This is a genomic window from Candidatus Nitrosopumilus sp. (assembly GCF_028278985.1).
GTDB lineage: Archaea > Thermoproteota > Nitrososphaeria > Nitrososphaerales > Nitrosopumilaceae > Nitrosopumilus.
In genome coordinates, this window is sequence record NZ_JANQTA010000003.1 from 88,277 (window position 1) to 100,831 (window position 12,555).

A 12,555-nucleotide genomic window follows, 5' to 3' on the forward strand; every position below is an offset into this window, starting at 1 on the left:
TAGTATGAATTTCATATATCTAAAAATTGGAACAAACTAATCTACATTATTCTCAATCATATTCATTAAGGGAATAGTATACAAAATATCAAATGAAAATTTTGTTTATTGCTCCTAAATACACAGGAGGTATTGGAGGTCATGCTGCAAGAGTTGCTGAAAAATTGAACGAGTATGGATTCAATGTTAAATTAATGGATACAACTCATATTCCTATTAAAAAATTAAAAAATCCTAGTTTTGCTTTAATAAGTTCATTTAAAGCAGTTTTTGGTAATGAAAAATATGACATTGTTCATGCATTTAATGTCCCATCAGCATTTCCTATGAAATATACTAAAGCAAAGAAAAAAATTTTATCTGTACATGGAGTATATTCTGAACAAGTAGATGCATTACATTCAGACACTGTTGCTACAGCTGCAAGTTTAGCAGAAACAAAAGTTTTGAAATGGGCAGATAAATTAACTACAGATTCTAAAATAGTTAAAGAAACATATAAAAAAAAATTAGGAATTGATTTTGAATTTTTGTATGCTCCATTAGATATAAAAAAATTTGAAGCAATTCCTGATGTAAAAAAAATTGATAATCAAATTGTGTATATTGGCAGAGATAGTTTTGAAAAAGGTATTGATATATTGCGTTCAATTGAAACAAGAATTAAAGGAAAAGTAGTCTACTGCACTGATGTAGAATGGAAAGAAGCCATGACTACTTTGAAGGAATCAAGTATTTTAGTAATCCCATCAAGAATTGAAAGTATTCCACAAGTTATCAAAGAAGCATTTTTCTTAAAAGTTCCTGTAATAGCTACTGATGTTGGAGGAATTCCAGAATTAATTCAAAATAATGTAAATGGAATTTTAGTGAAATCAAATAATCCTGATCTTCTATTGGAAGAAATTAATAATTTATTGGAAGATAAAGAGAAAAGCAAAAAAATTGTCCAAAATGGATATGAATTTGTTATCAGCAATCTCACTTGGGAGGTATTGCTTCCAAAATATGTAAAATTTTATGAGGACATCCTTAAATCATAAAAAAAATTGGCTAACTAAAAAAGAATTTTTTCAATCCGTTTTCAAGTTCTGTTTCATATGACCAACCAATAGATTTCTTTGTGTGAATTACATCAGCCTGGCTTTCTTTAATATCGCCTTCTAATGGTTCTTCAATTTTAGGAGATAATGATTTTCCAGATAATTTTATCATTAGATTTGCTAATTCCAAAATTGAAGTACCAATTCCTGTTCCAATATTTAGAAAATCAAAGTTCGTTTTACTTTGCATAGCAAAAAGATTTGCTTTTGCTACATCTTCAACAGATATAAAATCTCTAATTTGAGAGCCATCACCAAAAATTATGGGTGAAAGATTTTCTTTTATCAAATCATGAAATTTAGTAATTACACCAGCATAATCTAGAGTTTGTCCAATTCCATAAACATTGAAGTATCGTAAACCAATAATTCTCACGCCAGATTTAGAATATTTTTCAGCTAGTCTCTCATCATCTAATTTTGTTTTTCCATATGGATTAATTGGATTTTTTTCAAAATTTTCTTTTATTGGAATTGAAATTGTATCACCATATACACTTGAACTACTTGCATAAACAACTTTATTTTTAAATTCTTGTGCAATTTTGAATATATTTTCAGTACCATCAACATTGACTTTATGGTATTTTTCTTGATGAGTGAATGATTCAGGAACAGAAGTAAGTGCTGCTTGATGAAAAATTCCATCATGACCATCAATAGCTTCACGTAATCTATTAAATTCAAGAATATCGATTTTTATAGAATTTATTTTATTTTCATATCCTTGAAGATTTTCTAATCTACCTCTTGAGTAATTATCAATTATAGTTACTTGATGTCCTTGGTTTAGCAAATGTTTGACAATATAACTTCCTATAAAACCTGAACCACCGGTAACTGCAAATTTCACAAGTTTGTTGACTCTGTCATGTCTTTAAAGTTTGAGAAATATCAAAAACGTGAATCATATAAAGAGAGATTATCTAATCTTACATGAGTGATACAATGGATGAAAAAGAAATTCCATCTATGATAAAAGGAATTCTTACTCTAAGATATAATCCATCATTAAAGAGTAATTGGAAAAAATTTATGCCAAATGATTTTACTTTACATGAAAATTCTGAGTACATTAGTTATATTGAAAAAACAATTGTTGAATCAATTAAAAATGGAATTAAACCTGATGAAAAAAGAGTGGCAGTAGCACTAAGTGGAGGAATTGATTCCACTTTAGTTTTGGGATTATTAAGAAAAACATTTCCACAGATTAACATTGACGCAATTTCAGTTAAATTTGCAGATAGTATTGATGAGACAACAATTGCTACAAATACTGCCAAGCACTTTGATGCAGAACACCATATTGTTTCTATAGAAAACTTCTTAGAAGAATTACCTAAGGCTATAGGAATTTTCAAAATGCCCTTTTGGGATACACATTGGTATCATGTTGTAAAAACTGCAAAAAAATTTTCAAATACTTTAGTTTCAGGAGATGGAGGAGATGAATTGTTTGGTGGATATACATTTCGCTATGAGAAATTTTTATCTAAATTCGATTCATCAATGACATCTAAAGATAAAGCACATCTCTATTTAGAATGCCATGAAAGAGATTGGGTATCTGATCAAAAAGATTTGTTCGGAAGTAAAGTAGATTTTTCATGGGATGAAATTTATAAAATTTTAATGCCGTATTTTGAGAATCAATTATCACCTATTGATCAAATATTTCTTGCTGATTTGAATGGAAAATTACTTTTTAATTGGATTCCAATGAATACAAGTTTCTTTGATTATTTTGGAGTACAATCGTTGACTCCACTTTTATCAGAAAAATTAGTATTATTTGCTACTCATCTAGATAATAAAATAAAATATAATCAAAAATCAAATTCAGGGAAAATTCCTTTGAGACAAATCTTGAATAGGCATGTAGATACACGACTAATTACACCAAAAAAACAAGGATTCTCAGTTAATACAGTTAATTTGTGGAAATCCCATGGAAAAAAATTATGTGAATATTATCTTGACGAAGCAAGAATTGTTAAGGATGGTTGGATTAACAAAGAATGGGTAAATACACATTATAAAAAATTAAATGAAAAAACAGACATAAGATATGTAAATAAATTCTTAGGACTTTTAGCTTTTGAAATATGGTATAGAATGTTCATTACAAAAGAGATAGATGAAAATACCATTTTATCAACATAACCAAAACTTTGATAATAATATTGATTTTTTTATGATACTAATTTTTATTCTCCTTAATTGTTCATTTGAGTAATCTTGAAAGAAAAATTAATTCAATTCATAATTTGTCCTAAATGTGGAAAAGATTTTTCATTAAAGAGTTCAAGAAAAAAATCAGATGAAATTATTGAAGGATTACTAATCTGTAAAAAGAGACATAAATTTCCTATTCAAAAGGGTGTACCAAGACTAGTGATAGATAAGGAGAAGGTATTTGTTCAAACCGAGGATTCGTTTTCTTCAAAATGGAAAAAATACAATAAAACTTATCATACAAAAAAATGGATTGATGGGCAAAAAAAATGGTTTTTAGAACGATTTGGATGGAAAACAACTACAAATTTCAACAAATTTTTGAAGACCAGAACAAAAATTCTTGATGCGGGAACCGGTGTTGGTAATAGTGCAAAATTATTTTCTTCAAATCCTAATGCACAAGTTTTTGCTATCGATGCAAGTGAAAGTGTTCTTTTTGCCTACAAAAAATATGGAAATCTTCCAAATGTTCATTTTCTTCAAGCAGATATTCGAAAACTTCCATTTAAGAAAAATTTCTTTGACTTTATTTGCTCAGATCAGGTTTTGCATCATACTAAAGATACTGAAAGTTCATTCAAGATGCTAACAAAACTTCTTGCTAGAAATGGATTAATCTCAATTTACGTTTACAAGATTAAAGGACCTATGAGAGAATTTGCAGATACCTTTATTCGAGAATCTACCGTCAATATGACTGAAAAACAATGTATTGAGTTTTCAAAGGATATGGCCATTTTAGGCAAAAATCTTTCTAAAATTAATAAAAAAATTACAATTCCAAAAGATATTCCAGTTCTGAATATCAAAAAAGGAACCTATGATGTTCAGAGATTCATTTATTGGAATTTTTTGAAATGTTGGTGGTCTGGAGATGTACCCTTTGAGCAAAGTGTAGCAACTAATTTTGATTGGTATTTTCCAGAATACGCATACAGACATTCTGTAAAAGAAGTCAAAAAATGGTTTAAAGATTCAAAATTAAAAATTACTCACTTTAATGAAATTGAAAGTGGAATTAGTGTAAACGGAAAAAAGAATTAAAATTAACTAATAATTTTAATCAATTTACATTGTTGCTTGAGCAGCTTGATGGAACATTTCGCTCTTTGCACATCCTGCTGCAAGCTCATCACCTGCACCACGTCTCATAAGACCTCTGTAAAGACCGTCTTCGAGTTTGACTCCTTCTCTTTCTTCCCATTCCTCAACGGTAATGGAATATTTCTTTTGGATTCTATCTCTATACCATTCTGGAATTACATTGAATGCACAGAATGGAACGATTCTAAGATCTGGAGTTAGATAATGAATATCACATCTTTGTAATCTCTCAAGGTCTTCATTGTATTTGTCTTGGAAGTGCATCATACCAAGGAACAATCCTTTGACATGCCAAGAACCAACTGAATCAAATGATCTCTTCATCAAGATGTTTCCAAACATCTTTGCCAAATCTAATCCTGCTGGTTGTTTCTTGGAATCAACAAATCCTTTGAGTTTTCTTACAACTTCAAGCATTGTAAAGTATTTGTTTTTACCAGAACGAATTTCTTCTGCTTTATCTTCAAAGAGTTCTAACATTCCTTGAATATCACAGAATTTTGTTAATGGAACAAACTTCTTTGTTTCTTCATCTTCAAAGATGTATGTACCTGCACCACAAGCAAAGTGAATTGATAACTCATACTTTGGTTTACTTGAGAATGCTTCAATTACATTTGTGAGAGGCATGCAACTTGGAACTGGGAACCAGTCATCAACTGTAACTTCACCATTTGTTTGTTCTTCGATTCTTTGAATACAATCAGGAACTGTAATTCTGTATTTTTCACGTTCAGATTTACCCATTCTACCAGTTAGTGATACTGGTTGGAAGTTAACAGCATGAACGACATCCATGTTCTTTTGTGCATATCTGATAATTCCACCTAATTCGTGGTCATTAATTGATTTGATTACAGTTGGAACAAATACAACAGTAGTTCCGGTCTTTCTGCAACTATCAAGAGCATATGGAATTTCCCAGTGATTCTTTGGGTTTGTTCTTGCAGTTACACCATCAAATGATAGATACAAGTTGTTACATCCAGCAAGTCTAACTTCTCTTGCAGCTTCTGGATCCATTGCATGTCTGATTCCGTTGGTGTTCATCTGAATATGATCAACACCTTCTTCTTTCATGATTTTAATTACATCAGCAATGTCTTCTCTTAGCATTGGTTCACCACCAGTAATTTGCATAGAGTTTCCTGGAATTGGTCTTTCTGCTCTGAGTGTTTTCATCATTGCTCTAACTTGAGTATGATCTGGTTCATACATGTAAGCACCTTCTAGTCCCTTCTTTACATAGAAGAAACAATACCAACATGTCAAATCACATCTGTTAGTTACAATCATGTTTGCAAGTCCACTGTGAGACAAGTGGTTTGAACATAATCCACAGTTATTTGGACAAGAACATTTGTCAATCATTACATTTGGAGCATGTGCACCTTTACCATCCATCCAATAAGTACTGAATTTTTTATACATCTCATAAGAACCAAAGTACAATTCTTCACATTCACCGTGTGTTGGACACACTTTGGACATGAAGACTTTGTTATCTCTTTCAAAGACTTCAGCATCCAGAATCATATTACAATCTGGACAAATACTTTGAGTGAATCTAATAGTGGACTTCTTTCCTAAATTTTTGGTTGATTGGTTGGATATTTGAATTAGAGCCATGCCTACATTTGGAATTTTTCTGAAATAGTATATAATGCATTTCATACTTGGCCCCGTGGGGAATATAGGACCTACGCATATCTGATTTAAATAACAAAACTGATCGATTAGATCGCATGAGCATATCAGATAAGACCAGAAAGGCATTAGAAAAGATTGGTCTTACAAGCTATGAGATTAGAACATTTTCTGCTTTGCTTAAATCAGGAGAATTAACTGCATCAGATCTTAGTCAAAAATCAGGAGTTCCATATTCAAAAATTTACGAAGTATTAGGAACCTTGGAAGATAAAGGATGGATTGGTTCTGATGATTCTAGACCAACAAAATATTTTGCAAAGTCACCATCAACGGGAATAGAAACCACAAAACAGAAAATGGAAAGTGATTTTTCACAAAATCAAAGTATTATTCTAAATGAATTAGTACCACTATACGAGAAAAGTGGAACAAGCGAAAGGCCAGACATTTGGGTATTATCAGGTGCAATAAACATTGCAGCAAAAATTATGGAAATGGTTGAAACTTGTAGAAATGAAGTGATGATTGCATTACCTGAAGCTGGAGAAGAATTAGTAAAACAAGCACTTCCTAAATTACGATCACTGCACGACAAAGGGGTAGATATAACAATTTTAACATCAGATAATATGGATAAAGAATCAATCAAAGCAATCAAAAGAGTTGCAACTGTAAAAATTAGAAAAGGATTATTTGCAGGCGGAATAATTTCAGATAAAAGATATGTTGTAATCTTATTAGGCCCTGAAATAAGTAGTGCAAATTCATCAGATGTAGTAGCAATTTGGGCAGATCATGCAGGTTTGGCAGGTTTTGCAAGACAATATTTCGAATATTTATTAAAAGATTCAAAGAAGGTATAGTATGGACCAACCAAATGATGAAATTCTATTTGTAGGAACGGCTGAAGCCGAACATGTAGAGATGTATATCAAAGCAATTTGGTTAATAAAAGAAAGAGAAGAAGAGGTAAAAATTAGTACAATTGCAAAAATGCTAAACGTTAGACAACCAAGTGTTGTTCAAATGCTCAAGAAACTTAATGATAGGAATTTAGTCACATACAACAAAGCGGGAGTAAAACTAACTGAAGAAGGTGAGAAAATAGGTACAAGTATGATGAGAAACAGTAGATTATTAGAAGTGTTAATGGACAGTGCTCTTAAAGTAGAAATCGATGAAGAAATGGTTTGTGGAATTGAACATCATATGAATAAACAGTTTACAGATGCTTTGTGTACAATGCTAAAACATCCTAGAAAAAGTCCTCATAATCATGACATTCCAATGGGTGAATGTTGTCAAGGAAATTAAATTCTCATCCTAAAAGATATATCATCAGAATTTCTAGTTGAATCATGGCATGTTTTTGTGGCTGTGAAACATATGAAAAAGATGAAAACGGATTCAAAATGGCATGTGTAAAGTGTGGACATGGTCCTCAGAATCATGATGAAGAATTCAGAGCAGCAGCAAGAAAGAACGAATCACAAAGTCAAAAACGTGATGCAGACTTTGGATGAGAAATTATTCGCCAATAATTTTAACTAAAACTCTTTTTGGCCGTTTACCATCAAATTCACCATAGAAAATTTGTTCCCATGGACCAAAATCTAATTCACCATTTGTAATTGCAACAACAACTTCTCTTCCCATAACTTGACGTTTGAGATGAGCATCTGCATTATCTTCACCAGTGTCATTGTGTTTGTATTGATCAATTGGTTCATGAGGTGCTAAACCTTCTAACCATTTTTCATAATCATGATGCAATCCACTTTCGTTATCATTTATGAAAACACTAGCAGTAATATGCATTGCATTAACAAGACAAAGTCCTTCCTGAACTTTACTTTTTGTAACTAATTTTCTAATGTCAGGTGTTATGTTAACAAATCCTCGTCTAGATTTTACATTAAATGTCATGTATTCAGTTAATGATTTCATAGAATTTTGATTACTTATCATCAATTAAAATCCTAAGGCAGGCTCAGAACTCAAGATCCTCATCATCATTTCAAAGGGATATGGTCATCACTGCCCGCAGCCATATTTGAGGCAGATTCCTTTTGAGTCTTTCACGAAGCTTGATAAATGGCCAATAGATCAGTCATTCAAAATGGTCGCAATTGATACCCCTTCTTCATTGGAAAGTTTTAGAAGATTTATAATTTCTAGCACTTGCAAATCATATGCTCCAAGAAGTTATCTTGATGACTTTGAAGTATTTGCAGAAAGAGAAGACAGTTTAGGTTCAATTTATGTCGAAGCAGCAGATAAAGTTACTTTGAAAAAAATTAGAGACATTACATTTGTTAATGCTCGAGACGTATTGGGAATAATTTACAATTCTAAGAGTGGGAATACTTCACTCAAATGGCGTCAATTAAAAAGAAATCATGGCAAAGTTGTAGGAGAAGCTTCTGCAAATTCTTTAACAAATTTAGCTGAAACCGGGGTTCTTACTTTAGATTGGGTAGAAAGTTATCTAAAGAAAAAATCTGAAGACTCAAAACCTACTGAAGAAACTAGCTAAACTCTTTTTTTGTTGTGTTTGGAATCTATAACATGATAATTAAAACAATTGATGAGAATTCAATTTCTGTAATTGCAGAAGATTCGGATGATCTTTTGAATTTGAGAAGAATCATTAAAGAAAACGACAAAGTAATAGGCGATACAACACGGGTACTAAAACAAGAAAAAGATTATTCGAGACCTGACAAAGGTGAACGTATTAAAGTTAGAATTGCACTTTTAGCTGAAAAGATATCACTTGATGATGTTTTAGATAGATTACGAATAGGTGGAACTATTTCTGAATCAAGTAATGAAGCAGTCCCACATGGATCACATCATTCATTTACACTCAAAATTGGTGATGGAATCACAATTTTCAAGAAAAAATGGAATCCAGTTGACAAAAAATTACTTGAATCAAACAATAATCAAACAGGATTTATACTTGTGGCAATTGATACTGCTGATTGTGGAATAGGAAGATTGAAAGGCACTCATCTAGAATTTTTTCCAAATATTTATTCTGGTTCTGGAGGAAAAAGATACAAGACAAATTTTAATATTGAAAAATTTTTTGAACAAGTACAAAAATCCGTATCAACAGCAAAAAAAGATAATGATTCGATAATTATTTTTGGTCCTGGTGAAACTAAAAAACGCTTTTCAAATTTTCTTCAAAAATTACAAGAATTCCAAAAATTGAATATCCAGGTTGTAGAAGGAATTGATTCAGGAGGAGAAGATGGTATTTTCACTTTTACAAAGTCACAAACTATGAAAGAAATAATGTCAGATAGTAAATTAGCAAAAGTTTCATCAATTATTGATGAGGTAATGGTACTTGCAAACAAAAAAAGTCGCAAATTTTCAATGGGGTTTGAGGAAACTTTTACAGCAAACCAGATGGGTGCAGTAGATTCTATGGTATTTTCAGATAAAGCAATTCAAGAAAATAATGAACAACAAATGATTGATTTTCTAAATGATGCTGAAATCAAAGGAGTAAAGATCTACAGTGTGGATGCAACTACCGATATTGGTCTTAGAGTAACAGGATTAGGTGGAATTATCTCACTACTAAGATATCCAATTGAATCCTAAGTTGTTGAATCAATTAACCAATCCAAATATGGTTTATTGATTGAAGAAACATCAACTTCAGCGATCTCAGGGACATCATAAGGATGAGTTTCTTTAATTTTCTGTTTAAGTAATTTTTTGTTTTTAGATGTAGTTTTAAAAATTGCCAAATATTCAGAAGAATTTTCTATTTTATTATTCCAAAAATAGATAGACGAAATTTTTGATATATTTACACATGCGCTTGTCTTGTTTTTGACAAACATCTTTGCAATTTTTGTAACAGATTTTTTATCAGGATATGTTGAGATAATTATCACCGGTTTCATAGTAACCGATAAATGTACGTACTTTAAAAAATTAACAATTAGTTTGGAACTTGATTTTATTACCCAAAATTCGATTATCTATGTCTTAATTGCTTGGGTTGTAATTGTTGTAATTGCAAAGGGGTTAAAACTTGAAAGATATGGATTTGAGATTAAGGCATATAGTTTAACTTACAAAAACAAGAATGTAAACTCTGCACTACTGAAAATGCTTAGTAGAACAAAAAGAGGAATACGAGTATTTGCTGATGTAAGTGTTGTTGCAGGTTTCATAATGATGGGATTTGCATTTTGGTTTTTGATAAACAATGTTTCAAACTTTTTTGTTGCACAAAATGAATTTTCAGAATTAACTGTATTAATTCCAGGAGTTACACTAACATCATCTGCATCAATTACATATTTTCTTTTATCAATTCCAATTGTATTAGTTATTCACGAAGGTGCTCATGGAATTGTTGCGGCATTAGAAAAAATAAAGATCAAAACAGGAGGATTTGCAATATTCATTGCAATGTTTGCAGGATTTGTAGAACCAGATGAGGAAGAATTTGGAAAAGCAAAAAAGATTTCCAAACTAAGAGTCATAGGAGCTGGAGCAACTTCAAATGTGATTTTTGCTTTTGCTCTAGGAGCAATATTACTTACAAATCCATTTTTTGCAATGGTATTACCTGAACCACTTTTGAGTACTTTCTATGATTTACCAGAAGGAGTTTTGGTGTTATCAATAATAGAAAATTCGGGTGCTGAAAAAGCTGGATTGATGGCAAATGACATCATTACATCAATTAATGATATTCGAATATTTAGTGCGGTTGATTTCCCGAGTTTGAGCCCTGGAGAAATTGCAAATGTTTCAGTTCTTAGAGACGGTCAACCATTAAACTTTGATGTAGAAATTACTCCAGCACAAGATGATCCTGAAAGAGGTTTGATTGGCATTATGAGAGATAATACATTTGCATACAAACCTGTAATGAATTTCATTGAATGGAATGATCCTAATGTCTCAATGTTCTTGCTATGGTTATGGATGATTTCCTTTTTTATTGGAATTATCAATATGCTCCCACTTCCTATTTTAGATGGAGGAAAATTCATTCATACTATAATTGACAAGAGAATTTCTGATAGTGCAGTTAATGGAGTAATGTGGGGAATCTATGCATTTACATTCGTATTATTCGGTTTGAACATAGCTTTATCATATATGAAATCAGGTTGGTTTACAATTTAGATAATACCTAAAGAATCATTAATGAAAAAAATTATTCAAAATTATGCAGTGTGACAGATGTCAAGATCAAGCAGCATATACTAGAAAATATTCAGGAGTTAAATTATGTTCAACCTGCTTTTCAAACTCTATTGTTAGAAAAACTGCCAAAACTATTTCAAAATTCAATATGATAAAAAATAATGAATTAGTAGCAGTTGCAGTTTCTGGTGGAAAAGACTCCTTGGCGCTATTGAAAATAATGCAAGAAATGTCTACTAGTCACAATTTTAGAATTAAAGCAATTACTATTGATGAGGGAATCCCAGGTTATAGAAATGAAGCATTAGAAATTGTAGAGAAATTTTGTAATGAATTAAATGTTGAACACAAAGTGTATTCTTACAAAGATCTCTTTGAGTTAACATTAGATCAGGCACTTGATTTAAGAGAAAATGAAAAGACATCATCATGTACAATATGTGGAACACTAAGAAGACGTGCAATTGATCATGCTGCAAAAGATATTGGTGCAAATGTAATTGCTACAGGTCACAACTTAGATGATACACTTCAGACATTTGTAATCAATATGCTTTCAGGAGATACAAACAAGATTGGATGGATGAATCCAGATACCTCAACTAACACTTTTAGAAAAATAAAGCCATTTTGTGAAATTTATGAAGAAGAAATTGTATTTTATGCATTTACAAATAACATTCCATTTCAATCAGAACCATGTCCTCATATGAGTGAGGGAATTAGAACAGAGATCAGAGAATTCTTAAATTCATTAGAAAAAGATCATAGTGGAATTAAAAATAGTTTGTACCAATCTGTAATCAAATTATCTGAAATTGTAAAAGAATCAAACTACAAACAAAAAACAATTTGTGAAAAATGTGGTAATGAATGTACAGGCAATGTATGCTCAGTGTGTAACATGGTCTTGAAATTAAAAGAAAATCAAACCTAATGCAAATATAACATACATGATTTAGGAAATGTGGTAGTAGGTAGGATCGGGGTGCCAGCCGTGCCCTTTTCTGAAACCGGCTATATGCAGAGATCAGTAACTGTTGGATAAATCTCTAGATGGGTAATTCCCGCTTGGTGTGCGGAAATGAAATCACGCCGAGGCGGGTGGTTGCAGGACTAGAATTATCCGAAGGGATGACTTCTAAGACCGAACCATCGAAAGGGATGAGGTCCGGGAGGGAGCAATCCTAAGGTGGAGCATCCACGCTTCCTCGTCAACGTGGCGGATCTTGTACGCCTTGAAATGGGGCTATTCGTCTAGACTGGA

Annotated in this window: 14 protein-coding genes and 1 other RNA gene; 11 read left to right on the top strand and 4 right to left on the bottom strand. The window is 31.6% G+C overall.

What is annotated here, in order from left to right; translation table 11 throughout:
• Positions 1 to 92 precede the first annotated feature (92 nt).
• A complete protein-coding gene (locus Q0941_RS02270) occupies positions 93 to 1,043 on the top strand; it encodes a glycosyltransferase family 4 protein (protein ID WP_299290944.1) in 951 nt (316 codons plus the stop codon).
• Positions 1,044 to 1,053: 10 nt separating this feature from the next.
• Here the strand turns inward: Q0941_RS02270 and Q0941_RS02275 are convergent, their stop codons facing one another.
• Positions 1,054 to 1,956 carry an NAD-dependent epimerase/dehydratase family protein gene (locus Q0941_RS02275; protein WP_299290946.1) on the bottom strand — a complete coding sequence of 301 codons (903 nt, stop codon included), beginning with the start codon at positions 1,954 to 1,956 and terminating at the stop codon, positions 1,054 to 1,056.
• Between the two features lie 83 nt (positions 1,957 to 2,039).
• On the opposite strand from Q0941_RS02275, the gene Q0941_RS02280 reads away from it, so the two are divergent.
• Both Q0941_RS02280 and Q0941_RS02285 read left to right on the top strand, forming a co-directional pair.
• Complete coding sequence (locus tag Q0941_RS02280; RefSeq protein WP_299290948.1) at positions 2,040 to 3,269, top strand: asparagine synthase C-terminal domain-containing protein; 1,230 nt, start codon at positions 2,040 to 2,042, stop codon at positions 3,267 to 3,269.
• Positions 3,270 to 3,344: 75 nt separating this feature from the next.
• Positions 3,345 to 4,388, top strand: coding sequence for a methyltransferase domain-containing protein (locus tag Q0941_RS02285; protein ID WP_299290950.1), 1,044 nt, complete (start codon positions 3,345 to 3,347; stop codon positions 4,386 to 4,388).
• Between the two features lie 24 nt (positions 4,389 to 4,412).
• Here the strand turns inward: Q0941_RS02285 and tes are convergent, their stop codons facing one another.
• Positions 4,413 to 6,077, bottom strand: a complete 1,665-nt coding sequence (gene tes, locus Q0941_RS02290) for a tetraether lipid synthase Tes (RefSeq protein WP_299290952.1) — start codon at positions 6,075 to 6,077, stop codon at positions 4,413 to 4,415.
• Positions 6,078 to 6,193: 116 nt separating this feature from the next.
• On the opposite strand from tes, the gene Q0941_RS02295 reads away from it, so the two are divergent.
• Genes Q0941_RS02295 through Q0941_RS02305 form a run of 3 tightly spaced genes read left to right on the top strand, consistent with a single transcriptional unit; the run spans position 6,194 to position 7,621 of the window.
• Positions 6,194 to 6,961, top strand: coding sequence for a TrmB family transcriptional regulator (locus Q0941_RS02295; protein ID WP_299290954.1), 768 nt, complete (start codon positions 6,194 to 6,196; stop codon positions 6,959 to 6,961).
• Position 6,962: 1 nt separating this feature from the next.
• Complete coding sequence (locus Q0941_RS02300; RefSeq protein WP_299290956.1) at positions 6,963 to 7,412, top strand: metal-dependent transcriptional regulator; 450 nt, start codon at positions 6,963 to 6,965, stop codon at positions 7,410 to 7,412.
• Positions 7,413 to 7,456: 44 nt separating this feature from the next.
• Positions 7,457 to 7,621 (top strand): hypothetical protein, encoded by a 165-nt coding sequence (locus Q0941_RS02305; RefSeq protein ID WP_299290958.1) that lies wholly within the window; start codon positions 7,457 to 7,459, stop codon positions 7,619 to 7,621.
• Positions 7,622 to 7,625: 4 nt separating this feature from the next.
• Here Q0941_RS02305 and Q0941_RS02310 read toward each other — a convergent pair whose 3' ends face one another.
• Positions 7,626 to 8,045: a secondary thiamine-phosphate synthase enzyme YjbQ gene (locus tag Q0941_RS02310; protein ID WP_299290960.1), complete on the bottom strand. Its 420-nt coding sequence runs from the start codon at positions 8,043 to 8,045 to the stop codon at positions 7,626 to 7,628.
• A gap of 172 nt (positions 8,046 to 8,217) precedes the next feature.
• On the opposite strand from Q0941_RS02310, the gene Q0941_RS02315 reads away from it, so the two are divergent.
• Both Q0941_RS02315 and Q0941_RS02320 read left to right on the top strand, forming a co-directional pair.
• Positions 8,218 to 8,634, top strand: a complete 417-nt coding sequence (locus tag Q0941_RS02315) for a hypothetical protein (RefSeq protein ID WP_299290962.1) — start codon at positions 8,218 to 8,220, stop codon at positions 8,632 to 8,634.
• 32 nt (positions 8,635 to 8,666) lie between these two features.
• Positions 8,667 to 9,719, top strand: a complete 1,053-nt coding sequence (locus Q0941_RS02320; protein WP_299290964.1) for an mRNA surveillance protein Pelota — start codon at positions 8,667 to 8,669, stop codon at positions 9,717 to 9,719.
• On the opposite strand, the gene cutA is transcribed toward Q0941_RS02320, so the two are convergent.
• Positions 9,716 to 10,027 (bottom strand): divalent-cation tolerance protein CutA, encoded by a 312-nt coding sequence (gene cutA / locus Q0941_RS02325; protein WP_299290966.1) that lies wholly within the window; start codon positions 10,025 to 10,027, stop codon positions 9,716 to 9,718. The two genes, Q0941_RS02320 and cutA, sit on opposite strands and share 4 nt — an antisense overlap.
• Before the next feature lie 88 nt (positions 10,028 to 10,115).
• Here cutA and Q0941_RS02330 point away from each other — a divergent pair, with 88 nt between their 5' ends.
• The 3 genes from Q0941_RS02330 to ffs all read left to right on the top strand — a co-directional run.
• Positions 10,116 to 11,267: a site-2 protease family protein gene (locus Q0941_RS02330; RefSeq protein ID WP_367277460.1), complete on the top strand. Its 1,152-nt coding sequence runs from the start codon at positions 10,116 to 10,118 to the stop codon at positions 11,265 to 11,267.
• Between the two features lie 43 nt (positions 11,268 to 11,310).
• A complete protein-coding gene (locus Q0941_RS02335; RefSeq protein ID WP_299290970.1) occupies positions 11,311 to 12,225 on the top strand; it encodes a TIGR00269 family protein in 915 nt (304 codons plus the stop codon).
• 34 nt (positions 12,226 to 12,259) lie between these two features.
• Positions 12,260 to 12,555, top strand: an RNA gene (gene ffs / locus Q0941_RS02340) — signal recognition particle sRNA; the annotation flags it as partial.